Origin of the sequence: Enemella evansiae (assembly GCF_004362375.1) — a bacterium.
Classification (GTDB): Bacteria; Actinomycetota; Actinomycetes; order Propionibacteriales; family Propionibacteriaceae; genus Enemella; species Enemella evansiae.
The window spans coordinates 326501-351453 of the sequence record NZ_SNXA01000008.1; the positions used below are offsets into that span (position 1 = coordinate 326501).

General features: G+C 69.2%; 22 protein-coding genes and 1 rRNA gene. 19 read left to right on the forward strand and 4 right to left on the reverse strand.

From position 1 onward, the window contains the following. Nucleotides 1-116: 116 nt before the first annotated feature. The gene (locus C8D81_RS02195; RefSeq protein ID WP_094458748.1) at nt 117-1028 is read left to right on the forward strand and encodes a type IV toxin-antitoxin system AbiEi family antitoxin domain-containing protein; all 912 of its coding nucleotides are present in this window, start codon (nt 117-119) and stop codon (nt 1026-1028) included. Nucleotides 1029-1113: 85 nt separating this feature from the next. On the opposite strand, the gene C8D81_RS02200 is transcribed toward C8D81_RS02195, so the two are convergent. Continuing rightward, nucleotides 1114-1674, reverse strand: coding sequence for a hypothetical protein (locus tag C8D81_RS02200; protein WP_094424886.1), 561 nt, complete (start codon nt 1672-1674; stop codon nt 1114-1116). Nucleotides 1675-1859: 185 nt separating this feature from the next. Here C8D81_RS02200 and C8D81_RS02205 point away from each other — a divergent pair, with 185 nt between their 5' ends. The 6 genes from C8D81_RS02205 to C8D81_RS02230 all read left to right on the forward strand — a co-directional run bounded on the left by C8D81_RS02205 (nt 1860) and on the right by C8D81_RS02230 (nt 6211). Beyond that, nucleotides 1860-3122: an MFS transporter gene (locus C8D81_RS02205; protein WP_094356213.1), complete on the forward strand. Its 1263-nt coding sequence runs from the start codon at nt 1860-1862 to the stop codon at nt 3120-3122. 11 nt (nt 3123-3133) lie between these two features. Then, complete coding sequence (locus tag C8D81_RS02210; protein ID WP_229237899.1) at nt 3134-3658, forward strand: SseB family protein; 525 nt, start codon at nt 3134-3136, stop codon at nt 3656-3658. A gap of 212 nt (nt 3659-3870) precedes the next feature. Beyond that, the gene (gene infC, locus C8D81_RS02215) at nt 3871-4605 is read left to right on the forward strand and encodes a translation initiation factor IF-3 (RefSeq protein WP_094356268.1); all 735 of its coding nucleotides are present in this window, start codon (nt 3871-3873) and stop codon (nt 4603-4605) included. Between the two features lie 94 nt (nt 4606-4699). After that, nucleotides 4700-4894: a 50S ribosomal protein L35 gene (rpmI, locus tag C8D81_RS02220; RefSeq protein ID WP_094356211.1), complete on the forward strand. Its 195-nt coding sequence runs from the start codon at nt 4700-4702 to the stop codon at nt 4892-4894. 101 nt (nt 4895-4995) lie between these two features. After that, nucleotides 4996-5367, forward strand: a complete 372-nt coding sequence (gene rplT / locus C8D81_RS02225) for a 50S ribosomal protein L20 (protein ID WP_094356210.1) — start codon at nt 4996-4998, stop codon at nt 5365-5367. Between the two features lie 37 nt (nt 5368-5404). Continuing rightward, nucleotides 5405-6211: a TrmH family RNA methyltransferase gene (locus tag C8D81_RS02230; protein WP_094429706.1), complete on the forward strand. Its 807-nt coding sequence runs from the start codon at nt 5405-5407 to the stop codon at nt 6209-6211. Nucleotides 6212-6222: 11 nt separating this feature from the next. Here the strand turns inward: C8D81_RS02230 and C8D81_RS02235 are convergent, their stop codons facing one another. Continuing rightward, nucleotides 6223-7287: a mechanosensitive ion channel family protein gene (locus tag C8D81_RS02235; RefSeq protein ID WP_094406611.1), complete on the reverse strand. Its 1065-nt coding sequence runs from the start codon at nt 7285-7287 to the stop codon at nt 6223-6225. A gap of 125 nt (nt 7288-7412) precedes the next feature. On the opposite strand from C8D81_RS02235, the gene C8D81_RS02240 reads away from it, so the two are divergent. The 3 genes from C8D81_RS02240 to pheT all read left to right on the forward strand — a co-directional run bounded on the left by C8D81_RS02240 (nt 7413) and on the right by pheT (nt 12514). After that, complete coding sequence (locus C8D81_RS02240) at nt 7413-8795, forward strand: protealysin inhibitor emfourin (RefSeq protein WP_094424890.1); 1383 nt, start codon at nt 7413-7415, stop codon at nt 8793-8795. A 100-nt stretch (nt 8796-8895) separates the two neighbouring features. Then, nucleotides 8896-9972, forward strand: coding sequence for a phenylalanine--tRNA ligase subunit alpha (gene pheS / locus C8D81_RS02245; protein ID WP_133625475.1), 1077 nt, complete (start codon nt 8896-8898; stop codon nt 9970-9972). A 46-nt stretch (nt 9973-10018) separates the two neighbouring features. Continuing rightward, nucleotides 10019-12514 carry a phenylalanine--tRNA ligase subunit beta gene (gene pheT / locus C8D81_RS02250; RefSeq protein ID WP_133625476.1) on the forward strand — a complete coding sequence of 832 codons (2496 nt, stop codon included), beginning with the start codon at nt 10019-10021 and terminating at the stop codon, nt 12512-12514. Nucleotides 12515-12532: 18 nt separating this feature from the next. On the opposite strand, the gene C8D81_RS02255 is transcribed toward pheT, so the two are convergent. Further along, entirely contained in the window at nt 12533-13099 is a 567-nt protein-coding gene (locus C8D81_RS02255; RefSeq protein WP_166646638.1) for a Pr6Pr family membrane protein, read from the reverse strand. Then, nucleotides 13006-13734, reverse strand: a complete 729-nt coding sequence (locus C8D81_RS02260; protein ID WP_133625478.1) for a hypothetical protein — start codon at nt 13732-13734, stop codon at nt 13006-13008. The genes C8D81_RS02255 and C8D81_RS02260 overlap by 94 nt, the downstream gene beginning before the upstream one ends. Before the next feature lie 80 nt (nt 13735-13814). Here C8D81_RS02260 and argC point away from each other — a divergent pair, with 80 nt between their 5' ends. The 9 genes from argC to C8D81_RS02305 all read left to right on the forward strand — a co-directional run bounded on the left by argC (nt 13815) and on the right by C8D81_RS02305 (nt 24784). Then, complete coding sequence (argC, locus tag C8D81_RS02265; protein ID WP_133625479.1) at nt 13815-14849, forward strand: N-acetyl-gamma-glutamyl-phosphate reductase; 1035 nt, start codon at nt 13815-13817, stop codon at nt 14847-14849. Continuing rightward, the gene (gene argJ / locus C8D81_RS02270) at nt 14846-16000 is read left to right on the forward strand and encodes a bifunctional glutamate N-acetyltransferase/amino-acid acetyltransferase ArgJ (protein WP_166646639.1); all 1155 of its coding nucleotides are present in this window, start codon (nt 14846-14848) and stop codon (nt 15998-16000) included. Before argC ends, argJ begins: the two co-directional genes overlap by 4 nt. Next, nucleotides 15997-16959 (forward strand): acetylglutamate kinase, encoded by a 963-nt coding sequence (gene argB, locus C8D81_RS02275; protein ID WP_094356204.1) that lies wholly within the window; start codon nt 15997-15999, stop codon nt 16957-16959. Before argJ ends, argB begins: the two co-directional genes overlap by 4 nt. Further along, complete coding sequence (locus C8D81_RS02280) at nt 16956-18188, forward strand: acetylornithine transaminase (RefSeq protein ID WP_133625480.1); 1233 nt, start codon at nt 16956-16958, stop codon at nt 18186-18188. Before argB ends, C8D81_RS02280 begins: the two co-directional genes overlap by 4 nt. After that, complete coding sequence (gene argF, locus C8D81_RS02285) at nt 18185-19147, forward strand: ornithine carbamoyltransferase (RefSeq protein WP_094356202.1); 963 nt, start codon at nt 18185-18187, stop codon at nt 19145-19147. Before C8D81_RS02280 ends, argF begins: the two co-directional genes overlap by 4 nt. After that, nucleotides 19144-19653 (forward strand): arginine repressor, encoded by a 510-nt coding sequence (locus C8D81_RS02290; protein ID WP_094406599.1) that lies wholly within the window; start codon nt 19144-19146, stop codon nt 19651-19653. Before argF ends, C8D81_RS02290 begins: the two co-directional genes overlap by 4 nt. A 10-nt stretch (nt 19654-19663) precedes the next feature. Continuing rightward, nucleotides 19664-21238 carry an argininosuccinate lyase gene (argH, locus tag C8D81_RS02295; protein ID WP_133625481.1) on the forward strand — a complete coding sequence of 525 codons (1575 nt, stop codon included), beginning with the start codon at nt 19664-19666 and terminating at the stop codon, nt 21236-21238. Nucleotides 21239-21266: 28 nt separating this feature from the next. Beyond that, complete coding sequence (tyrS, locus tag C8D81_RS02300; protein WP_094429455.1) at nt 21267-22532, forward strand: tyrosine--tRNA ligase; 1266 nt, start codon at nt 21267-21269, stop codon at nt 22530-22532. A gap of 737 nt (nt 22533-23269) precedes the next feature. Beyond that, a 16S ribosomal RNA gene (locus C8D81_RS02305) occupies nt 23270-24784 on the forward strand. The last annotated feature ends 169 nt before the right edge of the window (nt 24785-24953 follow it).

Below are 24953 nucleotides of genomic sequence, written 5' to 3' on the forward strand. Positions count from 1 at the left end.
TCGCATACCGTGCGAGAACCGAAGTGCCGTGCGAGAACCGAAATCATTCATCGAACCCTGTGGATAACCCGGGGATCTCGGCGGCACGGGTCACCGGATTTCGCTTGGCTGGCAGCATGATCGAAACCACCGAGCAGCTCCTCGCCCGCGGATGGTCGTACGCCGAGATCCGGCAGCGGGTCCGCGACGGTGCACTGCATCGGTTGGCGCGCGGTAGCTACTCCGATCAGAACCCGGCCCGATTGAACGCCGATGAACGGCATCTGCAGCTGGTGACCGGTCTCTACGCCGGGCTGACCGAGGGCTCGGTGCTCAGTCATGCCAGTGCGGGTGTCCTGCACGGTCTCTGGCTCCCGGTCGAGCAACTCACCCGCGTACATGTCGCTCGGCCCGGCGCCCGGGACTCGCAGGGGCGACGGGTCCACATCCATCCGCTGCCCGAATGCGCGGTGGTGGACCCGGTGCAGCGACTCGGGAGTGAACCCGCCCGGATGACCGACCTGTGCACCACCACCCTGGCACTGGTGTCGACCCTGGAACTGCCGGCCGCGGTGGCTGTCGCCGACTCGGCGCTTCGGCAGGGCCTCGATCGGCAGGCCGCGCTGGACGTTGTCAGCGGATGGAAACCGCGACCGGGTCGCCGCCGAGCCCGCCTCGCCCTGGAGTTCGCGAACGAGCGGAGTGAGAGTGCGGGGGAGTCACGGTCACGATGGTTGATGCATGAGCTGGGTCTGCCCGCCCCGGTGCTGCAGCAGGAGTTCGCGAACGAGAACGGCGAGTGGATCGCGCGGGCCGATTTCTGGTGGCCGGAGCAGGGCGTGATCGGTGAGTTCGACGGCAAGGTCAAATATGGACGGCTGCTGAAACCGGGCCAGCGGATCGAAGACATCATCGAGGCCGAGCGAGAACGGGAGCGCGCACTGCAGAACCTCGGCCACTGGGTGACCCGCTGGACGTGGCGGACCCTCGATGCCCCGAGCGAGTTCGCCAAGCAGCTCCGGCGGGCGCTCGCGCGAGGTCGACGCTGACCTGGTTCTCGCATCGGACTTCGGTTCTCGCATCGCATACCGTGCGAGAACCGAAGTGCCATGCGAGAACCGCGGGGATCGTGCCCTACTCGATCCCGCGGTTCTTCAGGATGGCCTCGATCTCGTCCATCTCCGGGTCGGACTCGGCGGCCTGCTTCTTGCCACCTCGGGCGGGTGTGCCGGACTGCTTGCCCGCCACCGTGCTGCCGGTCGCACCAGCGGCACCGGTCGCACCGGCCGCACCGCTCGCACCACCGGCCGCCGCACCCCGCGTACCCCGCCCGACCGCCGGCCGGCCGCCCGGCTGCTCAGCACCGCGGGCCTTCTCCACCGCACGCCGGGTGCGGTTGCGGGAGGCGATCATGCCACCGACGATCCAGAGCACCACGGCCAGCGCGATCAGCCCGAAACCGGTCCAGATGGTGGTGTTGAACACCACCGACCCGGCCCAGCGGATCACCGCGACGACCGCATCCCAGATCATCCGCAGCAAGCCGGTGAGATAGAGCCCGACCGGGAGCGCGGCGAAACCGAGGGCCTGCACCGCGCGACCGCGCCGATCGCGGACCCAGAGCAGGACCGCCAGGATCAGACCGAGGACGCCGATCGCGATGCAGAGCGGGAGCAGTGCGGTGTCGGGATTCATGTCGCCATTCTCCCACGCGACCCCGCATCCGGGCCGATGCCGCGGCCCGGGTCGACCCCGGAGAAGAACCCGAGACGAATTTTCCCGGCGATCGGGGAATAGCCCCACCCGGGTGCTGGTTGCAGCAGTCGTCCCGGCTGGCGAGGAAGGCAGTCCTGCCCGCACGCTCCCCGAAGGACCCCTTCATGACCACACCCACCATCAACCGCGCCGCCCTGCGCCGCCGGCTCACCCCGCCGGCGCCCGGCACCGACCCGACGACCCTGTCCCGGCGCCGGGTGCGGGCCGCCGAGCTGGCGCTGATCATCGGCGGCGTCGCCATCGGCACCGCCGAGTTCGTCAGCATGGGCCTGCTGCCGCAGATCGCCGCCGGTGTCGGGGTCGACATCCCGACCGCCGGACACGTGATCTCGGCGTACGCGATCGGCGTGGTCGTCGGCGCCCCGCTGTTCGCGATCTTCGGCGCACGCCACCCCCGGCACCGGATGCTCCAGCTGCTGATGGGCATCTTCATCGTCGGCAATCTCGCCGCGGCGATCGCCTCCGGCTACGGGCTGCTGGTCGGCTCCCGGCTGCTGGCCGGCCTGCCGCACGGCGCCTTCTTCGGCCTGGCCGCGCTGGTCGCGGTCGACCTGGCCCCACCGGGCCGCGCCGGCCGCGCCGTCGGTCGGGTGATGCTCGGCATCCCGCTCGCCAACATCGTCGGCGTCCCGGTCGCCACCTGGCTCGGCCAGGCGCTGGGCTGGCGCAGCGCCTATCTGCTGGTCGCGCTGGTCGGGCTGATCTCGCTGGCGATGGTCGCCTGCTTCGTCCCGCGCAGCCACTCCGATCGCAGCCGCACGGTCCGCCGCGAGCTCGGCGACTTCGCCAACTGGCAGGTCGCGCTGACCCTGCTCACCGGCGCCGCCGGCTTCGGCGGCATGTTCGCGATGTACTCCTACATCGCACCGACCGTCACCGAGCTGACCCGGCTGCCCGAATCCCTGGTACCGGTCTTCCTGCTCGTCTTCGGCGTCGGCATGTTCGTCGGCACCAGCCTCGGCGGCCGGCTCACCGACTGGTCGATCGGCCGGACCATCGTGATCGGCCTGGCCGCGGCCGGGGTGCTGCTGGTCGCGTTCACCCAGCTCGCTGCATATCCGATCCCGGCCCTGCTGACCGTCTTCGGGATCAGTGTCTCCACCTCGCTGTTCGTGGTCGGGCTGCAGCTGCGGTTGATGAACGCCGCCGGCGACGCCCGCACCCTCGGCGCGGCCAGCAACCACGCCGCCCTCAACCTGGCCAACGCGCTCGGCGCCTGGCTCGGTGGTGTGGTGATCAGCGCCGGTTGGGGGTGGACCGGTCCGAGCTGGGTCGGCGCCGGGCTGTCGGTGCTCGGCCTGGCCGTCTTCCTGGTCGCGCTGCTGGTGCAGCGCCGCGGGCTGCGTACCGGCCATTCCGCTCGCTAGGCTGAACCGCGATGACTGCCGACGACCAGACCAGCGGAACCGGGCGCGACCTGGGCGGCTACTCCGAGCGCTACGCCAGCGACGACGGCGCCGCCGACCAGGGCGTACGCCATGCCATGGGGGTCGCCGAGGAGACCGGGGACGGCACCGACTACCTGACCGCCGTCGTCGCGCTCTGCGGCGCCCGGCTGCTGGTGCCGCTGCTGGCCACCGGTGACGAGACGATGAGCCCGGACCCCGGCCGACAGGCGGAGATGGCGGCGGTGCTGCTGCGCCACCCCGAGCGCGGGACCGCGATGCTCGCCTTCAGCGGCATCGACGCGCTGCAGCGCTGGAACGCGAAGGCCCGGCCGGTGCCGGCCACCCTCGACGTGGTCGCCCAGACCGCCCAGCAGTCCGGGGCGGGCACCCTGCTGATCGACTTCGCGGGGCCGCATCCGCTGGTCATCGACGGGGAGGTGCTGGCCAATCTGGCCCAGAGCCGGCGATTGGTACGCCTGCCCGACGGCTTCGGCTGGGCCGCCACCGGCTCCTAGAGGCGGGATTTCGCCTCCGGGGCGGTGTCGACTATCATGGATCGCGATTGATCCGCCCTCGGGTGGATCCGCTTCAAGTGGGGACCTGGTCTCCCACCCGCACGACTTCCGGTCGTCGGGTCCGAACGCACCGCCTACGCCTCCCGGCGTACGCCTCCGACGTTCCTTCCAGGCCTCCGCTGCGCGGGGGCCTTTCTGTGTTCCGGTGCACGATGCGGATCGGTCACCGAGAGCGGCAGGACAACCCAGGAGGACACATCAGCACCGAACCGCGCATCAATGAGCGTATCCGCGTTCCCGAGGTCCGCCTCGTCGGCCCCGCCGGCGAGCAGGTGGGCATCGTCAGGATCGAGGACGCCATGCGGCTGGCCCGGGAGGCTGACCTCGACCTGGTCGAGGTGGCCCCGATGGCCCGCCCGCCCGTGGCCAAGCTCATGGACTACGGCAAGTTCAAGTACGAGGCCGCGCAGAAGGACCGCAGCAGCCGTCGTAACCAGACCAATGCCGTGATCAAGGAGATGAAGCTCCGACCCAAGATCGACGGGCACGACTACGAGACCAAGAAGGGTCACGTCGTGCGCTTCCTGAAGGCCGGGGACAAGGTGAAGATCACCATCATGTTCCGTGGCCGCGAGCAGTCGCGCCCCGAGCTCGGCTTCAACCTGCTCAAGCGGCTGGCCGACGACGTCGAGGAGTTCGGCTTCATCGAGTCCGCGCCCAAGCAGGACGGCCGCAACATGCTGATGGTGCTCGGCCCGACGAAGAAGAAGACCGAGGCCCGCGCCGACGTGCAGGCCGAGAAGGACGCCCGCGCCGCCGCTCGCACCGACGAGCAGGAGGCCGAGGACGCGTACCTGGCCGAGCGCCGCCGGCAGGCGGAGCAGCAGGAGAAGAAAAAGAAGAAGAAGGGTCCGGCCGACAACATGGACCCCGACGTCGACCTCTGATCCACTCGCGATCGGAGTTCACCCGACGGCCAGGCAGCCGACCGGGACATCACGACCGCACGGTGGGATCGCCGTGCGCAGAAGGAGCGGCACAATGCCGAAGATGAAGACGCACTCCGGTGCCAAGAAGCGCTTCAAGATCACCGGATCGGGCAAGGTCATGCACCGCAAGGCCGGCAAGATGCACCTGAACGAGCACAAGCCCAGCACCCGCACCCGCCGCCTCGACGGCGATGCCGTGCTCGTCAAGGGCGACGCCAAGAAGGCCAAGAAGCTGCTCGGCAAGTGAGCATCACCGCTGGCTGAGCGAGCGCAGCGAGTCGAAGCCAGACCTACCCACCGAACCACCCGGCCGAGAGATCCCCGGCCGCAGAACAAGGAGTTATACCCATGGCACGCGTCAAGCGTTCTGTGAATGCGCAGAAGAAGCGCCGCGAAGTTCTCGAGCAGGCCTCGGGCTACCGCGGTCAGCGCTCCCGCCTCTACCGCAAGGCGAAGGAGCAGATCCTCCACTCGAACGTGTACGCCTACCGCGACCGCCGTCAGCGCAAGGGCGACTTCCGCAAGTTGTGGATCCAGCGCATCAACGCCGCCGCCCGCGCCGAGGGCATGACCTACAACCGCTTCATCAACGGCCTGAAGAACGCCGGCGTCGAGGTGGACCGCAAGATCCTGGCCGAGCTGGCCGTCTCGGATTCGACCGCGTTCGCCGCACTGGTCGCCGTCGCCAAGGCCAACCAGGGCGAGTCGACCGCCGCCTGATCTCCGCGTGAGCACAGGAGAATCATCGACCGAGCCGATCGGTGACCGACCCGGATCATCACGATCCGTTGGTCGGCTCCGGTCGGCTCGACGGTTGTTGCAGCGCAAGCAACGCCTGGCCACCGGGCTGTTCCTGGCCGAGGGGCCGCAGGCGGTCCGGGAGGCGCTGAGCGAACCCGGCCGGGTCCGCGAACTCTTCCACGTCGCCGACAACGACCGGATCGAACCGCTGCTCGCCACCGCCCGCAGCGCCGGCGTCCGGGCGTACCAGGTCACCGCCGCCGAACTGGCTCGGATCACCGAAACCCAGCACCCACAGGGAATCGTCGCGGTCTGCGAGGCCCGCGAGGGCTCCCTGGACGAGCTGTCCGCGGACGCGAAGCTGGTCGTGGTCTGCGCCCAGGTTCGCGACCCCGGCAACGCCGGTACCGTGATCCGCTGCGCCGACGCCTTCGGTGCCGATGCGGTGGTGCTCACCGCCGACTCGGTCGAGGTGACCAATCCCAAGGTGGTCCGGGCCTCGGTCGGCTCGGTCTTCCACCTGCCGGTGATCACCGGTGCGCACCTGGCCAACACCCTGGATTTCTTCCGGGACAAGGGATTCCAGGTGCTCGCCGCCGATGGCGGCGGTGCCGACAGCCTGGACGAGCTGGCCGCCCGCGGCGAGCTGGATCGACCGACGGTGTGGCTGATGGGCAATGAGGCCTGGGGTCTGCCGCCCGAACACGCCGTCCTCGCCGACCGGCAGGTGTCCGTCCCGATCTTCGGCCGCGCCGAGAGCCTCAATCTCGCCACCGCCGCCGCCGTCTGCCTCTACGCCACCGCGACCGCCCAGCGTTCCTGACGCCAGGAACCTCAGGGCAGGTTGGGTTTCTCGTCGGGCTGGGTACGTTCGTCGTCCGAGGACGGCTCGCCACCGGCCGGCGTACCCGCCGGTGCCGTCTCGGGCTCCTGCCGACGCCGCCGCCGGCGCAGCAACGAGTCCTGTTTGGTGGCGCGGGTGAGGGAGTGCTCCTCCACGTTCACCACGTCGTAGGGGCGGGTCTCCACCAGCAGGCCGGGGGAGCGGATCCCGGCCTCGCGCAGCACCGTCATCGCCCGCGCCCGGATCTCCCGCTCGACGCTCCACTGCTCGTTGCCCGGTGACTTCGCCATCACGGTGAAGTTCATCACCCGGTCGTTGAAGTTGCTCAACCCCAGCACGGTCGGTGTCTCCAGCAGCTGCTCGCGCCACTCGGGTTCGGCATCCAGGCTGGCCACCACCTCCTCCAGGATCCGGACCACCTTGAACGGATCCTCGGTGATCCCGACCGGGATCTGCACATAGCTGCTCGACCAGCCCTGGGTCTGGTTGCCGACCTTGGTCACCTCGCCGTTGCGGATGTACCAGATCTCACCGCTGGCATCCTGCAACTGGGTGACCCGGAAACCGACCTTCAGCACCGTGCCCTGGACACCGTTGATGGTGACGTAGTCGCCGACACCGAACTGGTCCTCGAAGATCAGGAAGACACCCGAGATCAGGTCCTTCACCAGGCTCTGGGCGCCGAAACCCAGTGCCAGGCCACCGATACCCGCCGAGGCGATCGCCGGGCCGACCGACAGGCCCAGGGTGCTCAGCACCATCAGCGCCACCACGATCACCAGCACCAGATCGAAGACCGAGGCCAGCACCGACCCGAGGGTCTCGGTACGCTGCCGGGCCCGGTCCTGGTTGCCCTGCTGGGCCTTGGCCAGCACGGCGACGGCCCGATCGGCCAACCCGGCCCCGGCCAGCTTCCGACGACTCGCGGCCGCGGTCTGGATCGCCTTGTTGATCGCCTTGTGCACGACCCAGCGCAGGATCAGTGCACAGACGATCGTGACCAGGATGTAGAGCGTCTTCTCGGTCAGGATGGCCTGCCAGTTCTCAGGGATCACGGCGGGAGTCACCTCTCGGTCTCGGCTTCGGCCGCCATGATGTCAGGCCCGGGCAACCCGGTCGCGACCGTGACCTGCGCACCGCGACGCTGGCACCTGTCAGTGGCGGGGGTCACACTGGAGGTATGACAGCGAATCGAGTGCACACCCTCCTGCCGCCCTATCTGCTCGAGAATCTCGCCCAGCGGGCCGACGGGCCCACCGCCGAGCGGGCCCGCGCCACCCTGGCCATCGACGCCGGATTCCGCGGTGCCCGGGCCCGGGCCGGCGCCCGGCCGACGGCCACCACCCGCCGCTCCGCGACCACCCCCAAGGGGCCCGAGCGCACCATCTCCGACGCCCAGAACACCGAGACCCTGCCGGGGGAGACCGTGCGCACCGAGGGGGCGCCCGCCACCGGTGACGCCGCCGTCGACGAGGCGTACGACGGGTTCGGCGTCACCTGGCGGTTGTACGCCGAGGCGTACGCCCGGGACTCGCTGGACGGCAACGGGCTGCCCCTGCTCGGCACCGTGCACTACGGCCAGGACTACGACAACGCCTTCTGGGACGGCACCCAGATGGTGTTCGGCGACGGTGACGGGGAGCTGTTCAACCGGTTCACCGTGAGCCTCGATGTGATCGGCCACGAGCTCACCCACGGCGTCATCGAGCACACCGCCAACCTGACCTACCAGGGCCAGTCCGGTGCGCTGAACGAGTCGATCGCCGATGTCTTCGGCATCCAGGTCAAGCAGTTCCTGGCCGGGCAGACCGCCGAACAGTCGGACTGGTTGATCGGCGCCGGGTTGTTCACCGCCAAGGTGAAGGGCCGGGCGCTGCGCTCGATGCGCGAACCGGGCACCGCCTACGACGACCCGACGCTGGGCAAGGACCCGCAGGTGGGCGACTTCGCCGACTACGTCGAGACCACCGAGGACAACGGCGGCGTGCACATCAACTCCGGCATCCCGAACCGGGCCTTCTGCCTCACCGCGTTGGCCCTCGGCGGCCGGTCCTGGGAGGCCGCCGGTCAGGTCTGGTACGCGGTGCTCACCGGCGGGAAGGTTCCCACGGACTGCGATTTCGCGACCTTCGCCGCCCTCACCATCGCCGAGGCCGAGGCCCGCGACGTCCGCACCGCGGCCGCGGTCACCGACGCCTGGCAGCAGGTCGGCGTCACCCCGGCGGCCACCCCGGCACCGGCCCCCGGCACCCCCAAGCGGCCGACCCCCAGCCCGACGGTCGACCCGCGGACCCGGATCGAGGTCAGCCGCAGCGGCGGCATCACCGGCCGGCAGCAGCGCCGCGAGGTGCGCCTGGACGACCTGCCGGGCTCCGACGGCGAACGCTGGCAGCAGCTGCTCGCCGGCGACCAGCTGCAGCAGCTGGCCGACCGGCCGGCCACCGGTGCCGACCGCTTCGTCTACGGGTTGCGCTGCCCGGATGCCGATGTGGATCTGAGCATTCCCGAGCCCGACCTGCCCGATCAGGTGCAGCAGTTGTTCCGGCGCACCCTGGAGGGCTGAGGGCTCGCGGTCCGAACGCGTTCGCGCGGGCGGTGCGGACTTCCTAGACTGACCCCCGGCAGGGAGAAGGACTGCCGCACCGCCGAGCCGAGGGGAGCCCATGTCCGGGCCGAACACCAACTTCGATCCAGTCCAGGTGACACCGCTGAACGCCGACCAGGTCGACGGCTTTGTCACCGAGGCCCTCGCCGCCTTCGACGCTGCGACCAGCAGCACGGAGTTGAAGCAGGCCCGGATCGAACACACCGGCGAGCGGTCCCCACTGGCCCTGGCCAACCGCGAGATCGGTGCGCTGCCGCCGCAGGCCCGCAAGGATGCCGGCAAGCGCGTCGGCCAGGCCCGCGGCCGGGTCAACCAGGCGCTCAAGGCCCGTGAGCAGGAGGTGAGCGCCGCCGAACTCGAGCAGCGGTTGGCCGCCGAGACCGTCGACGTCAGCCTGCCGGTCGAGCTCACCCCGCGCGGTGCGATCCACCCAATCACCGGGATGATGGACATCGTCTCCGACGTCTTCCTCGACATGGGCTGGGAGATCGCCGAGGGCCCGGAGGCCGAGTCGGAGTGGCTCAATTTCGACGCGCTGAACTTCCCGCCCGACCATCCCGCGCGCTACCTCCAGGACACGCTGTTCCTCGACCCGCCGCAGAACCACCTGGTGATGCGCACCCACACCTCACCGGTGCAGGTCCGCGCCCTGCTGGAACGGGAGCTGCCGGTCTACATCGCCTGCCCGGGCAAGGTCTACCGGGCCGACGAGTTCGACGCCACCCATCTGCCGGTCTTCCACCAGGTGGAGGGTCTGGTGGTGGACAAGGGCATCTCGATGGCCGATCTGAAGGGCACCCTGGACCACCTCGCGAAGGCGCTCTTCGGACCGGAGGTGGAGACCCGGTTCCGGCCGCACTTCTTCCCGTTCACCGAACCGAGCGCCGAGGTCGACATCAAGTTCAACCTGGCCGGTGCCGGGGACGCCGACGGTTGGATCGAGTGGGGTGGCTGCGGCGTGGTGAACCCGCGGGTGCTGATCGCCTGCGGCATCGACCCCGAGGTCTATTCCGGTTTCGCGTTCGGCATGGGCATCGATCGGGCGGTGATGTTCCGCAACGGCGCCACCGACCTGCGCGACATGGTCGAGGGCGACGTGCGGTTCTCCCGGTCGCTGATCGGCGAGGCCCGATGACGCCCCGTCGCCACCACCCGCTCCACCAGATCAAAGGAATCGTTCGATGAAGGCCCTGCTGTCCTGGCTGCGTGAGTACGCCGAAATCCCTGCCGACATTGACATCGCGACCATCTCCGAGGCGTTCGTGCGCGCCGGCATCGAGGTCGAGGATGTCGAGGCCGGCACCGAGGTGACCGGCCCGGTCGTGGTCGGTGAGGTGTTGGAGCGCACCCCCGAACCGCAGAAGAACGGCAAGACGATCAACTGGTGCCTGGTCGACGTCGGCGAACTCAACCCCAGCGACGAATCCGGTGCGCCGCTGCGCGGCCGCGGCATCGTCTGCGGTGCGCACAACTTCGAGGTCGGCGACAAGGTCGTGGTGGCGCTGCCCGGTTCGGTGCTCGCCGGCGGCTTCGAGATCTCGGCGCGCAAGACCTACGGCCATCTCTCCGACGGGATGATCTGCTCGGCCACCGAGCTCGGCCTGCCCGAGGACGGCACCGACGGAATCATCGTGCTGGAAGGGGATCCGGCGATCGGCGAGCCGGCGATGCCGCTGCTCGGTGCCGACGAGGTGATCTTCACCCTCGAGGTGACCCCGGACATGCCGCACTGCCTGTCGATCCGCGGGCTGGCCCGCGAACTCGCCCAGGGGCTCGGCGTCGACTTCTCCGATCCGGTGACCGAGGACCACGATCCGGTCGACGGGACGGTCGGGGTCGTTCTCGACGACCCGCGCAGCAGCCGGTTCGTCGCGGTCCAGGTGACCGGTTTCGACCCGACCCGGCCCAGCCCGGCCTGGCTGCGCCGCCGCGTCGCCGCCGGTGGCATGCGCTCCATCTCGCTGGCGGTGGACATCACCAACCTGGTGATGTTGGAGATCGGCCAGCCGTTGCACGGCTACGACGGCGACAAGCTGTCCGGGCCGATCACGGTCCGCGCGGCCCGGCCGGGGGAGCGCCTGACCACCCTCGACGACCAGCAGCGGACGCTGGCCGAGACCGATCTGGTGATCGCCGACGACTCCGGTGCCATCGGCCTGGCCGGGGTGATGGGTGGTGCGGCCACCGAGCTGTCCGACAGCACCAGCACCGTGGTCATCGAATCGGCGCACTTCGACCCGGCCTCCATCTCGCGGACCGCGCGCAGCCACCGGCTGCCGTCGGAGGCGTCCCGCCGCTACGAACGCGGTGTCGACCCGGGGGCGGCGTACGCGGCCGCGATGCGCGCCGCCCGGCTGCTCGAGGGCCTCGGCGGCGGCACCATCGACGAGGCGGTGACCGTCGTCGGTGAGGTGCCGCAGCTGCCGTCGACCACGCTGCCCGTCGGCCTGCCGGACGCGATCCTCGGCATGCCGGTCGGCGCCGATCGGGTGGTCGAGTCACTCACCGGTGCCGGCATCGAGGTGCAGCAGAACGGTGACACGCTGACCGTCACCCCGCCCAGCTGGCGGCCCGACCTGCGCGACCCCTACGACTACGTCGAGGAAGTCGGCCAGAAGGTCGGCCTGGACAAGATCGTCGGGACGCTGCCGCCGGCCCCCGGTGGCCGGGGCGCCACCGCGAGCCAGCGCGGCCGCCGCGCCGTGGCCCGGGAGCTCGCCGCGCTGGGCCTGGTGGAACTGCTGACCTTCCCGTTCGCCGCCGAGGCCGAGTTGGACCGGCTCGGCATACCGGCCGACGACCAGCGCCGCCGGTTGGTCCGGTTGGCCAACCCGCTCGCCGAGACCTCGCCGTATCTGCGCAGCACCATGCTGCCGGGTCTGCTGGCCGCGGCCGCCCGCAACGTCAGCCGCGGGCAGGACGACCTGGCCCTGTTCGAGGTGGGCGCGGTCTTCCGGCAGCGTCCGGGTGCCGGCCCGGCGCCGATGCCGCCGGTGGACCGGCGACCCAGCGACGCCGAACTGGCCGCGATCGAGGCCGCCCTGCCGGAACAGCCCCGCCAGCTGGGGGTGCTGCTGGCCGGGAACTGGCTGCCGCAGGCCTGGGACCATCCGGCGCAACCGGCCGGCTGGCAGCAGGCGATGGGCATCGTCGACGCGGTCGGCCGCACCCTGGGCGTACGCCTGGAGCGCCGGCAGGCGCAGCAGCCGCCGTTCCATCCCGGCCGCTGCGCCGAGGTGCTGCTCGACGGAACCGTGATCGGGTACGCCGGCGAGCTGCACCCGAGCGTGGTCGCCGAATTCGCACTGCCGCACGGCGCCGCCGCGGTCGAACTGGACCTGGACGCGGTGCTGGCCGCGCAGCCCGGACCGGGGCGGATCGCACCGCTGTCGGGTTATCCGGTGGCCAAGGAGGATGTCGCGGTCGTCGTCGACGACCAGGTGCCGGCCGCCGAGGTGCAGCGGGCACTGACCGCCGGCGCGGGGAATCTGCTCGAGTCGATCCGGCTGTTCGACATCTACACCGGTGACCAGGTCCCGGCCGGCAAGAAGTCGCTCGCCTACGCGCTGCGGTTCCGGGCCCCGGGCCGCACCCTCACCGACGCCGAGGCCGCGACCGCCCGGGACGCCGCGGTCGCCGCGGCCGCCCAGGCCTGCGGGGCCGTGCTGCGCTCCTGAGCGGCCCTCGGTCGATGCTCACCCGTCGGCCGGCCGGCTCCGTCGACCGCGGATCGCCAACCCGATCCGTTCGGCGGAGCCGACCAGCACGAACACCAGCAGGGTGAGCACCGCAGTCGCGATCGTCGAGGCGATGCTGGAGCGCTCCGGATTGAGGAACGCGTAGGGGATCGGCGTACCCCACAGGGCACGGGCGATCAGCAGGAAGGCACCGTAACCGAGCGGGAACACCAGAGTGAGCGCGGTCTGTCGCCAGCTCAGCGGGGTCATCGGGGTGCGCCGGTACCAGATCGCCAGCAGGGTGACGACCGGTGCGACCAGATGCATCGACACGTTCGCCCAGACCTGTGACTCGTCGTGGCCGAACCCGTTGTCGGGGAACACCAGCAGCCAGAATCCCAACGAGGACACGATGATCCCGGCCACACCGGCCCGCGCCAGCACCGTACCGCCCCGCCAGCGGAACGGCCGGGTGAGCGCGGTGAGCGTGATCAGCGCCGCGCTGTAGACGCTGAAGTAGAGCCAGGCCGGGGTCGGATCGGTGGGCTGGTTGGCCTGCAGCCAGATCCCGGCCAGACCCGCCATCGGCACCAGATGTTGATCTTGTAGCGCGGGGTGAAATAGCTCATCGCGCTGTCGGCGAAGATCGACCAGAGCACCAGGCTGAGCAGGATCGGCAGCACCACCGTCCAGGTCCGGTTCGGATAGTCCGGGTTCAGCCGCGCCGCCTCCGAGCCGAGGAACCAGGTGCAGGCGACCCCGATCGCGTACAGCCCGAAGAACGGCAGCCCGGCGGCGACGTAGCGGGAGATCCAGCGGTCACCGCGCTGGGTGATGATCGCGTAGGGGTTGACGATGGGGCTGCGCGCCGGGGTGCCGAGCAGTCCGCGGGCGTAGGGGGCACCGAGCCCGGCGATCTCGACCAGTTCGGCCTCCACGATGGCCGCGGACCGGGCCCGCCTTGCCATCGCCGCCATCTGCACCATCTGGAAGAACATCAGCAGCACCACCGGCAGCGGCAGGTACGCCAGCACCTCGCGGCCATAGCCCTGGTAGACCGCGAACAGCGACACCGGCAGATAGGCGGCGATGATCCCGATCAGCGCCATCGAGGTCTGCCCGGCGTTCTGGATGCCGGTGTCCTCGGCCGACAGCAGCGCGGCGAGCGCCTCGGTCCGTTCGCGCTCGGGTTCGGCCTCCGCCGCCGGCTGCTCGGTCATGACGGCAGCCTAGGGGTGCGTGGGACGGCGCGCGGTGAAATAGATGGCGTAGGTATTCCGAGTGTGGCATAGTTATGCGCATGGTTGTGAGAGTTGCGGTGGCCGGATGCACCGGGTACGCGGGCGGCGAGGTGCTGCGCCTGCTGCTGGAGCACCCGGGTGTGGAGATCGGCGCGTTGACGGCGGGGTCCAGCGCGGGTGGCCGACTGGGTGAGCACCAGCCGCACCTGTGGTCGCTCGCCGACCGCGAGATCCAGCCCACCGACGCCGGCACGCTGGCCGGCCACGATGTCGTCTTCCTGGCGCTGCCGCACGGCACCTCCGGCCCGATCGCCGAGCAGCTCGGCGACGACACCCTGGTGATCGACTGCGGTGCGGACTTCCGGCTCACCGACCCGGCGGCCTGGCAGCAGTTCTACGGCAGCGAGTACGCCGGCAGCTGGCCCTACGGCCTGCCGGAGCTGCCCGGCCAGCGGCAGACCCTGGCGCGCACCACCCGGGTCGCGGTCCCCGGCTGCTACCCGACCTCGGTCACCCTGGCCCTGATGCCCGCGGTGACCGCCGGGCTCATCGACGGCCACGATGTCGTGGTGGTCGCCGCCTCCGGGCCCTCGGGTGCCGGCAAGTCGCTGAAACCCCATCTGCTCGGTGCCGAACTGATGGGCTCGGCCAGCGCCTACGGAGTGGGCGGGGTGCATCGGCACACCCCCGAGATCCTGCAGAACCTCGCGCTGCTCGGTGCCAGCGAACCGACGCTGTCCTTCACCCCGGTGCTGGTGCCGATGAGCCGGGGCATCCTGGCCACCTGCACCGCGCCCTTGGCGAACCCGGGGATCGGCATCGAACAGGTCCGCACCGCCTACGCCGAGGCGTACGCGGGTGAGGAGTTCGTGCACCTGCTGCCCGAGGGGCAGTGGCCGCAGACCCAGGCGGTGCTCGGCAGCAACTGCGTCCAGGTGCAGGTCGCCGTGGACGCCGCCGCCGGCCGCCTGGTCGCGGTCGCCGCGATCGACAACCTCACCAAGGGCACCGCCGGCGGCGCCGTGCAGTGCATGAACCTGGCCCTCGGTCTCGACGAGACCACCGGCCTGCCGCGGATCGGAGTCGCCCCGTGAGCAGCGGAATCACCACCCCGCAAGGATTTGCCGCCGCCGGGGTGACCGCCGGGCTGAAGGCCTCCGGCACATCGGATCTGGCGCTGGTGCAGAACCTCGGGCCCACCTATGCCGCCGCCGCGGTCTTCACCAGCAACCGGGTCCAGGCCGCCCCGGTGCGCTGGTCCCGGCAGGTCGCCGACGGCACCCTGCGCGCGGTGGTGCTCAACTCCGGTGGAGCGAACGCCTGCACCGGCGAGCCGGGCATGGCCGATGCCGCCCGGATGGCCGAACTCACCGCTGCCGCGCTCGACTGCCCGGTCGACGAGGTCGCGGTCTGCTCGACCGGCCTGATCGGGGAGCGGTTGCCGATGCCGCTGCTCGAGGCCGGCATCCCGGCGGCCGCCGCGGCACTCTCCACCGACGGCGGGACCGCCGCGGCGACCGCCATCATGACCACCGACACCGTCGCCAAGCAGGCCAGCCACAGCGGCCCCGGCTGGAGCATCGGTGGCATGGCCAAGGGTGCCGGCATGCTCGCCCCCGGACTGGCGACCATGCTGGTGGTGCTCACCACCGATGCGGTGATCGACGCCGATGCCTTGCAGGGCAGTCTTTCCGCGGCCTGCCGGCGCACCTTCGACCGGATCGACTCCGATGGCTGCATGTCCACCAACGACAGCGTGCTGCTGCTCTCCTCCGGCGCCTCCGGGATCACCGTCGACGCTGCGGAGTTCACCGAGGCGCTGACCGCCGTCTGCCACGATCTCGGTCAGCAACTGCTCACCGATGCCGAGGGTGCCGCCCACGACATCGCCGTCGAGGTGGTCGGCGCGGAGTCCGAGACCGATGCGCTGGAGGTGGCCCGTTCGATCACCGCCAGCAACCTGTTCAAGTGCGCGATCTTCGGCAGCGATCCCAACTGGGGCAGGGCATTGGCCGCCCTGGGCACCACCGATGCCGCCTTCGATCCCGACCGGGTCGACGTCAGCTTCAACGGGGTGATGGTCTGCCGCGCCGGAGGGATCGGCGAGGACCGCGGGCTGGTCGATCTGGCACCCCGCGCGGTGCACGTGCTCGTGGACCTGCACGCCGGCAGCGAAACCGCCACCGTCTGGACCAACGACCTCACCTATGACTACGTCAAGGAGAACGCGGAGTACCCCACATGAGCGAACCCGGCAGCGAACCCACCACACGGGGCGATCTGGGCCCCAGCGAGAAGGCCGCCGTCCTCACCGAGGCCCTGCCCTGGCTGGACTCCTACGCCGGCACCACGATCGTCATCAAATACGGCGGCAACGCGATGATCGATGAGGACCTCAAGCGGGCCTTCGCCGAGGACATCGTCTATCTGCGCCGCAGCGGGGTGCAGCCGGTCGTCGTGCACGGTGGCGGCCCGCAGATCTCGGCGATGCTGAAACGACTGGACATCAGCTCCGAGTTCCGGGGCGGCCTGCGGGTGACCACCCCGGAGGCGATGGATGTCGTCCGCATGGTGCTGATGGGGCAGGTCAATCGGGAGCTCGTGGGGTTGATCAACACCCATGGGCCGCTCGCGGTCGGATTGTCCGGTGAGGACGCCGGCCTGTTCACCGCCGCCCGCAAGGGATTGCTGCTCGACGGGGAGGACGTCGACCTCGGTCTGGTCGGCGAGGTCGCCCACGTCCGGCCCGAGGCGGTGCACGACCTGATGGAGGCCGGCCGGATCCCGGTGGTGGCCACCGTCGCACCCGATGAGGACGGCACCGTGCACAACGTCAACGCCGATACCGCCGCGGCCGCGCTGGCCGTCGCGCTCGGCGCCGAGAAGCTCGTCGTGCTCACCGACGTCGCCGGGCTCTACCGCAACTGGCCCGAGGATCCCGAGGTGATCACCGGGATCACCGCCTCCGAACTGCGGGCCATGCTGCCCAGCCTGGAATCGGGGATGGTGCCCAAGATGGAGGCCTGCCTGGCCGCCGTGGACGGGGGACTGAGCCGGGCCACCGTGCTGGACGGCCGCGTACCGCACGCCCTGCTGCTGGAGATCTTCACCAACGCCGGTGTCGGCACCCAGGTGGTCGCCGACCCGATCGGTGACATCCCCGCCACGCCGCAATTCGTACCGCAGAAAGGAAACCGGCCATGAGCGAGCTCGCCGAACAGTTGCCGCACGGTTCGGGCAGCGAGCTGGTCGATCGCTACCAGCACGCGGTGATGAACACCTTCGGGCCACCCAAGCGGGTCTTCGTCCGTGGTGAGGGTGCCCATGTCTGGGACAGCGACGGCAACCGCTACCTCGACCTGCTGGCCGGCATCGCGGTCAACGGTCTGGGCCACGCCCACCCGGCGGTGCTGGCGGCGATCACCGCCCAGCTCGCCACCCTCGGCCACGTCTCGAACTTCTTCGCCACCCCGGCGCAGATCGCGCTTGCCGAACGGCTGGTCGCGATGGTCGGCGGCACCGGGGGCGATGGGAAGGTGTTCTTCGCCAACTCCGGTACCGAGGCCAACGAGGCCGCGTTCAAACTCACCCGGCGGACCGGCCGGACGAAGCTGATCGCGATGGAGGGTGCCTTCCACGGCCGCTCGATGGGCGCCCTGGCGCTCACCCACAACGCGAAGTATCGCGAACCGTTCGAACCGCTGCCCGGCGAGGTCACCTGGGTGCCCTACGGCGATGCCGACGCGCTCGCCGAGGCCGTCGACGACACCGTCGCCGCGGTGGTGATCGAACCGATCCAGGGCGAGAACGGCATCATCGTGCCCCCGGACGGCTATCTGACCGCGGCCCGCGAGATCACCCGCGAGCACGGCGCGCTGCTCTGGTTCGACGAGGTGCAGACCGGGGTCGGGCGCACCGGGCGCTGGCTGGCCAGCCAGCACGAGGGGGTGGTCGCCGATGTCGTCACCCTGGCCAAGGGGCTCGGCAACGGCTTCCCGATCGGTGCCTGCGTCGCGACCGGCACGGCGGCCGACCTGCTGCAACCCGGCATGCACGGCACCACCTTCGGCGGCAACCCGGTCGCCGCGATCGCCGGATTGGCCGTGCTGCAGGTGATCGAGCGCGACGGCCTGCTCGACCACGCCACCGCACTCGGCGAGCGGCTCGAACAGCGGGTGGCCGCGCTCGAGCATCCGCTGATCGACCACGTCCGCGGCCGTGGCCTGCTGCGCGGCATCGTGCTCACCAAGGACATCGCACCGGCCGCCTACGACGCGGCGCTGCAGGCCGGGTTCGTGATCAACGCGCCGCGGCCGCACGTGATCCGCCTGGTCCCGCCGCTCAACCTCAGCACCGAACAGCTCGACTCATTCATCGACGCCCTGCCCGCCATCCTCGAGCAGGCCCGCGGAACCAGCAAGGAGAACGCATGACCCCCCGGCACTTCCTCGCCGATGACGACCTCACCCCCGACGAGCAGGCGCAGGTGCTGTCACTGGCCGCCGAATTGAAGGCCGCACCGTTCGACCACCGGCCGCTGGCGGGCCCGCGGTCGGTCGCGGTGCTCACCGACAAACCGACCCTGCGTACCCAGGTGTCCTTCAACGCCGGAATCGCCGAACTCGGCGGCAATCCGATGTTCGTCGACGGCCGGTTGGCCGGGGTCGGGATCCGCGAGACCATCCCGGATGTGACCCGGGTGTTGTCCCGCCAGGTGGCGGCGATCGTCTGGCGCACCGGCGCCCAGCAGCGGATCGTCGAGATGGCCGAGTATGCCTCGGTGCCGGTGATCAACGCACTCACCGATGACTACCACCCCTGCCAGATCCTCGCCGATCTGCAGACGCTCACCGAGCGGAAGGCCGCCCAGAACGGCGGATCCCTTGCCGGGCTGCGATTCGCCTACGTCGGCGATGGGGCCAACAACATGGCCCAGTCCTATCTGCTCGGCGGCGCGGTGGCCGGCCTGCGGGTCCGCATCGGCGCACCGGCGGCGTACCACCCGAGCCCGGAGGTGGTGGCCCGCGCCGAGGCGATCGCCGCCCGGACCGGTGGGGAGATCCTGATCACCGACCAGGTCAGCGAGGCGGTCGCCGACGCCGACGCGGTCGCCACCGATACCTGGGTGTCGATGGGTCAGGAGGGCGAGGATTCCGAACGCCTGCAGGCTTTCGGGCCGTACGCCGTCACCGACGAACTGCTCGGCCATGCCGACGCGGAGGCGATCGTGCTGCACTGCCTGCCCGCCTACCGCGGCAAGGAGATCACCGCCGAGGTGCTCGAGGGGCCGCGATCGGTGGTCTGGGACGAGGCCGAGAACCGCCGGCACGCCCAGAAGGCGATCCTCAGCTTCCTGCTCGAGAAGTCCGGCTCGGACGACCCCCAGCGATGAACGCCGTCGTCAGCAAGGCGGCCCGGCAGGGCGCGATCGTCGATCTGATCAGCGCCGGGCTGGTCCGCTCGCAGACCGAGCTGGGTGACCTGCTCACCGAGCGCGGCATCACCGTCAGCCAGGGCACGCTGTCGAAGGACCTGCTGGAGCTGGGCGCGACCCGGATCCGCACCGGGGAAGGCCAGTTGGTCTATGCGGTGCCGGGGGAGGGCGGTGACCGCAGCGCCGTCGCCGGGGAGTCCCGCTCCGCGGACCAGAAGCTTGCCCGGCTGGCCAACGAGCTGCTGGTCTCCGCCGACGCCTCGGCCAACCTGGCCGTGCTGCGCACCCCGCCGGGTGCGGCGCAGTATTTCGCCTCCGCCATCGACAAGGCTGCCTGGGACACGATCCTCGGCACCATCGCCGGTGACGACACCGTCCTGGTGATCACCCGCGACCCCACCGGTGGGCCCGCCGTCGCCGAGCGGATGCTCCAGCTCGGCACCCACACCCGCACCGACCGATAGATTGGCCCGCATGCCTGAGCAGACCAGCGACCCCCACAACAGCAGCGATTCGAAACAGAACAGGGATTCAGGCCAGACCAGCGATTCAGGACGCAACGGCGATTCAGGCGAGGGGCGGCTCTGGGGCGGCCGGTTCACCGGTGGACCGAGCGAGGCGATGTTCGCGCTCAGCAAGTCGACCCAGTTCGACTGGCGACTGGCCCGCCACGACCTCCTGGGCTCGCTCGCCCATGCCAAGGCGCTGCACGCCGCGGGCCTGCTCACCGACGACGAGTACGCCGGCCTGCGCGACGGGCTGTCGGGGATGCTCCGCGATGTGACCGAACCGGGCCGCGCCGATGCCAGTCCGATCGGTCCCGCACCGAGCGACGAGGACGTGCACGGGGCCCTGGAGCGGATCCTGATCGAGCGGATCGGCCCGGAGCTGGGTGGCCGGTTGCGCGCCGGCCGGTCCCGCAACGACCAGATCGCCACCCTGGTGCGCCTCTATCTGCGCGAGGAACTGCGTCAGCTCGCCGGGGCGGTGGCCCAGGTGGTGCAGGCCCTGCTGCAGCAGGCCGCCCGGCACCTGGCCCTGCCGGTGGCCGGGGAGCAACCGCTGGACCGGCCCACGGTGATGCCGGGGCGCACCCACCTGCAGTCCGCGCAGCCGGTGCTGCTCTCCCACGCCCTGCTCGCCCACGCCTGGCCGCTGCTGCGCGATGTCGAGCGGATGCGGGATCTGGACGCTCGGCTCGCGGTCAGCCCCTACGGTTCGGCCGCACTGGCCGGCACCTCGCTCGGCCTCGACCCGGAACTGGTCGCCACCGAGCTCGGCTTCGACACCAGCGTGGAGAATTCCATCGACGGCACCGCGGCCCGCGACCTGGTCGCCGAGGCGGCCTATGTGCTCGCCCAGGTGGGGGTCGACCTGTCCCGGATCGCCGAGGAGGTGATCCTCTGGTCCACCGTCGAGTTCGGCTTCGCCACCCTCAGCGATCAGTGGTCCACCGGCTCCAGCATCATGCCGCAGAAGAAGAATCCCGATGTGGCCGAGCTGGCCCGCGGCAAGTCCGGGCGCTTCATCGGCAACCTGACCGGGCTGATGACCACGCTGAAGGGTCTGCCGCTGGCCTACAACCGGGACCTGCAGGAGGACAAGGAACCGGTCTTCGACACCATCGATCAGCTGCAGGTGCTGCTGCCGGCGATGGCCGGGATGCTCGCCACCCTGGAGTTCCATCCCGAGCGGATGGAGTCCCTCGCCCCCCGCGGGTTCTCGCTGGCCACCGATGTCGCCGACTGGCTGGTGCGCCAACGCGTCCCGTTCGCCAGTGCGCACGAGATCGCCGGCGCCACCGTGCGCTACTGCGAGCAGCAGGGCACCGAACTGTCGGAGCTCACCACCGAGGACCTGCCGCGGATCGCGCCGGAGCTCGGCCCCGGGGTGCTCGAGGTGCTCACCGTCCGCGGTTCGGTGGACAGCCGCGCCGGGAAGGGCGGCACCGCGGTGGCCCGGGTCACCGAACAGCTCGAGCAGGCCGAGGCGGCGCTGCGGCGGGCAGGGGAGTGGAGCGACTCCCCGCTGCGGAATCCGCAGCCCTGAGGCGTACCGGATCGCTAAGGTTGTCGCCGTGAACGCTGTCCTTGATGAACTGCTCTGGCGTGGCCTGGTGGCCGACTCGACCGATCGGGAGGCGCTCTCGGCGCACCTGGATGCGGGGCCGGTCACCAGCTATGTGGGCTTCGATCCCACCGCGCCGAGCCTGCACATCGGGCACCTGGTCCAGCTGATGGTGGTTCGCCACCTCTACGCCGGTGGACACCGTCCCCTGCTGCTGGTCGGTGGTTCCACCGGGCTGATCGGTGATCCGAAGCAGACCGGGGAACGGGTGATGAACGGTCGCGAGGTGGTGGCCGGCTGGGTGGAACGGCTGCGCGAGCAGATGAGCCGCTTCGTCGAGCTCAGCGGCCCGAACCCGGTGCGGTTCGTGAACAACTACGACTGGACCGCCGAGCTGTCCACCCTCGACTTCCTGCGGGAGGTGGGCAAGCACTTCTCGATCAACCGGATGCTGGACCGCGACGTGGTCGCCCGGCGGTTGGATTCGGGGATCTCCTACACCGAGTTCAGCTACGTGCTGCTCCAGTCGTTGGACTACCACGAGCTCTTCAAGCGTTACGGCTGCACCCTGCAGAGCGGTGCCCAGGACCAGTGGGGGAACATCACCGCCGGGATCGACTACATCCGGCGCACCGAACGCGCCACCGTGCACGGGCTGGTCACCCCGCTGCTCACCAAGGCCGACGGCTCGAAATACGGGAAGACCGAGAGCGGCACGGTCTGGTTGGATCCGCAGCTGACCAGCCCGTACGCCTTCCACCAGTTCTTCCTGAATGCCGAGGACGCCAAGGTGGCGGAATACCTGAAGGTGTTCAGCCCGCGCAGTCGGGAGGAGATCGACGATCTCGCCCGGCAGGTGAGCGAGGCACCGCAGCTGCGGGCCGCCCAGCGGGCGCTGGCCGACGACATCACCGATCTGGTGCACGGGGAGAGCGAGCGCCGGGCCGCGGTGGCGGCGGCGGCCGCGCTCTTCGGACGCAGTGAGTTGAGCGAGTTGCCGGTGTCCACGCTGTCCCAGGTGGCCGGTGAGGTCGGTGGCGGCAAGGTCGAGGCCGGTGCGGAGCTGCCGCTGGTGGTGGATGCCCTGGTGACGGGTTCGGTGACCGACTCCAAGGGAGCCGCCCGGCGTGCGATCACCGAGGGCGGGGCGTACCTGAACAACCAGAAGGTGACCGATGTGGAGCAGCGGGTGACCGACGCCGATCTGCTGCACGGTCGCTACCTGGTGGTACGCCGGGGGAAGAAGACCGTCGGCATGGTCGAAGTGGTCCGTTGACGCTCGTGTGGGGCCCCGGGAACGGGGTCCGACCGGGTGTGACCGAGGACACCCCGTCTCGATTTGACCCACCGCCCGCACATCCGTAATGTTCTCTGAGCCCCGAGGGTGCAAGGGACGCAGGAGAGCGGCGAAAGCCAGCCTCACGGCCCGGCCCAGGTGGGCACTCCACTGGTGCACAGGACGACCGGACGGATGTGTGTTCAAGAAGAACCCATCACCCGGCGGCTGAGTGCTGGCTGGATCCGGAACTGACCGGTCGGTTTGACGCCGACCAGCCGGCCCGGTAAGGTTGATCGAGTTGCTCCGAGCTCCGGTTCAGAGCGGCAAGTCACCCCGAATCCCCGGTTTGACAAGGGGAAACGCGGTAACTAAGATTGATCGAGTCGCTCGGGAAGCCGAGGCGGAAGAGCGACTTAGATGTGGCCAAGGTCACACCGATCGCCCCGGAAGCGGAGTTGACACCGCGGAAGGAAGCGAGTAAAGTAAGACAGGTTGCCCCAAACGAGGCCGAGAGGCCTCGGGCGGTGTGCGAACGAAACTTGAGAACTCAACAGCGTGCTTAAAAGTCAATGCCAAAGATGCACAGAAACCCCGTGCTCTGGCGACTGATCGGATCACCGATCCGTCAACGGAGGATGGATTTCTTTGAGTTGATTATTGATAGATCCAGCAATGGATCCTGTCAGGAATCAGACTCGTTGATTTTGAGGCGGACTTCGGTCTGCCGAATTTTTTCAACGGAGAGTTTGATCCTGGCTCAGGACGAACGCTGGCGGCGTGCTTAACACATGCAAGTCGAACGGTAAGGCTCTTCGGAGTACACGAGTGGCGAACGGGTGAGTAACACGTGAGCAACCTACCCTTGACACTGGAATAAGCGCTCGAAAGGGCGTCTAATACCGGATATTACTTCTTCAGACATCTGATGAAGTGGAAAGCTCCGGCGGTCAAGGATGGGCTCGCGGCCTATCAGCTAGTTGGTGAGGTAACGGCTCACCAAGGCTTCGACGGGTAGCCGGCCTGAGAGGGCGACCGGCCACACTGGGACTGAGATACGGCCCAGACTCCTACGGGAGGCAGCAGTGGGGAATATTGCACAATGGGCGCAAGCCTGATGCAGCAACGCCGCGTGCGGGATGACGGCCTTCGGGTTGTAAACCGCTTTCAGCACCGACGAAGCGAAAGTGACGGTAGGTGCAGAAGAAGGACCGGCCAACTACGTGCCAGCAGCCGCGGTGATACGTAGGGTCCGAGCGTTGTCCGGAATTATTGGGCGTAAAGAGCTCGTAGGCGGTTTGTCGCGTCGGAAGTGAAAACTCAGGGCTTAACTCTGAGCCTGCTTCCGATACGGGCAGACTAGAGGAAGTTAGGGGAGAACGGAATTCCTGGTGGAGCGGTGGAATGCGCAGATATCAGGAGGAACACCGGTGGCGAAGGCGGTTCTCTGGGACTTTCCTGACGCTGAGGAGCGAAAGCGTGGGGAGCAAACAGGCTTAGATACCCTGGTAGTCCACGCCGTAAACGGTGGGCACTAGGTGTGGGTCACATTCCACGTGATCCGTGCCGTAGCTAACGCATTAAGTGCCCCGCCTGGGGAGTACGGCCGCAAGGCTAAAACTCAAAGGAATTGACGGGGGCCCGCACAAGCGGCGGAGCATGCGGATTAATTCGATGCAACGCGAAGAACCTTACCTGGGTTTGACATATACCGGAAACATCTGGAGACAGGTGCCCCGCAAGGTCGGTATACAGGTGGTGCATGGCTGTCGTCAGCTCGTGTCGTGAGATGTTGGGTTAAGTCCCGCAACGAGCGCAACCCTCGTCCTATGTTGCCAGCGGATAATGCCGGGGACTCATAGGAGACTGCCGGGGTCAACTCGGAGGAAGGTGGGGATGAGGTCAAGTCATCATGCCCCTTATGTCCAGGGCTTCACGCATGCTACAATGGCTGGTACAAAGGGCTGCGAAACCGCAAGGTTTAGCGAATCCCAAAAAGCCAGTCTCAGTTCGGATTGGGGTCTGCAACTCGACCCCATGAAGTCGGAGTCGCTAGTAATCGCAGATCAGCAACGCTGCGGTGAATACGTTCCCGGGCCTTGTACACACCGCCCGTCAAGTCATGAAAGTCGGCAACACCCGAAGCCGGTGGCCCAACCTTTTGGAGGGAGCCGTCGAAGGTGGGGCTGGTAATTAGGACTAAGTCGTAACAAGGTAGCCGTACCGGAAGGTGCGGCTGGATCACCTCCTTTCTAAGGAGCCCATGGCACTCACTCATAGCAGTGATTGTCCAGCGTCCGGTTCCGAGACAAACGTTCTCGGTCGGACAGGCTACGGAATGTGGAACATTGACCATTAAGCCGACCGGCGAAGCCGGCTCAAGTACAACCAGCGATCACATCAACGGAGTGGAACCAGCCA

What these genes read in the sequence shown, in the direction of transcription:
- C8D81_RS02195 (WP_094458748.1), top strand. Translation starts at nt 117, where the DNA reads ATGATCGAAACCACCGAGCAGCTCCTCGCCCGCGGATGGTCGTACGCC.
- C8D81_RS02200 (WP_094424886.1), bottom strand. Translation starts at nt 1,674, where the DNA reads ATGAATCCCGACACCGCACTGCTCCCGCTCTGCATCGCGATCGGCGTC.
- C8D81_RS02205 (WP_094356213.1), top strand. Translation starts at nt 1,860, where the DNA reads ATGACCACACCCACCATCAACCGCGCCGCCCTGCGCCGCCGGCTCACC.
- C8D81_RS02210 (WP_229237899.1), top strand. Translation starts at nt 3,134, where the DNA reads ATGACTGCCGACGACCAGACCAGCGGAACCGGGCGCGACCTGGGCGGC.
- infC (WP_094356268.1), top strand. Translation starts at nt 3,871, where the DNA reads ATGCGGATCGGTCACCGAGAGCGGCAGGACAACCCAGGAGGACACATC.
- rpmI (WP_094356211.1), top strand. Translation starts at nt 4,700, where the DNA reads ATGCCGAAGATGAAGACGCACTCCGGTGCCAAGAAGCGCTTCAAGATC.
- rplT (WP_094356210.1), top strand. Translation starts at nt 4,996, where the DNA reads ATGGCACGCGTCAAGCGTTCTGTGAATGCGCAGAAGAAGCGCCGCGAA.
- C8D81_RS02240 (WP_094424890.1), top strand. Translation starts at nt 7,413, where the DNA reads ATGACAGCGAATCGAGTGCACACCCTCCTGCCGCCCTATCTGCTCGAG.
- pheS (WP_133625475.1), top strand. Translation starts at nt 8,896, where the DNA reads ATGTCCGGGCCGAACACCAACTTCGATCCAGTCCAGGTGACACCGCTG.
- pheT (WP_133625476.1), top strand. Translation starts at nt 10,019, where the DNA reads ATGAAGGCCCTGCTGTCCTGGCTGCGTGAGTACGCCGAAATCCCTGCC.
- C8D81_RS02255 (WP_166646638.1), bottom strand. Translation starts at nt 13,099, where the DNA reads ATGGCGGGTCTGGCCGGGATCTGGCTGCAGGCCAACCAGCCCACCGAT.
- C8D81_RS02260 (WP_133625478.1), bottom strand. Translation starts at nt 13,734, where the DNA reads ATGACCGAGCAGCCGGCGGCGGAGGCCGAACCCGAGCGCGAACGGACC.
- argC (WP_133625479.1), top strand. Translation starts at nt 13,815, where the DNA reads ATGGTTGTGAGAGTTGCGGTGGCCGGATGCACCGGGTACGCGGGCGGC.
- argB (WP_094356204.1), top strand. Translation starts at nt 15,997, where the DNA reads ATGAGCGAACCCGGCAGCGAACCCACCACACGGGGCGATCTGGGCCCC.
- C8D81_RS02280 (WP_133625480.1), top strand. Translation starts at nt 16,956, where the DNA reads ATGAGCGAGCTCGCCGAACAGTTGCCGCACGGTTCGGGCAGCGAGCTG.
- argF (WP_094356202.1), top strand. Translation starts at nt 18,185, where the DNA reads ATGACCCCCCGGCACTTCCTCGCCGATGACGACCTCACCCCCGACGAG.
- C8D81_RS02290 (WP_094406599.1), top strand. Translation starts at nt 19,144, where the DNA reads ATGAACGCCGTCGTCAGCAAGGCGGCCCGGCAGGGCGCGATCGTCGAT.
- argH (WP_133625481.1), top strand. Translation starts at nt 19,664, where the DNA reads ATGCCTGAGCAGACCAGCGACCCCCACAACAGCAGCGATTCGAAACAG.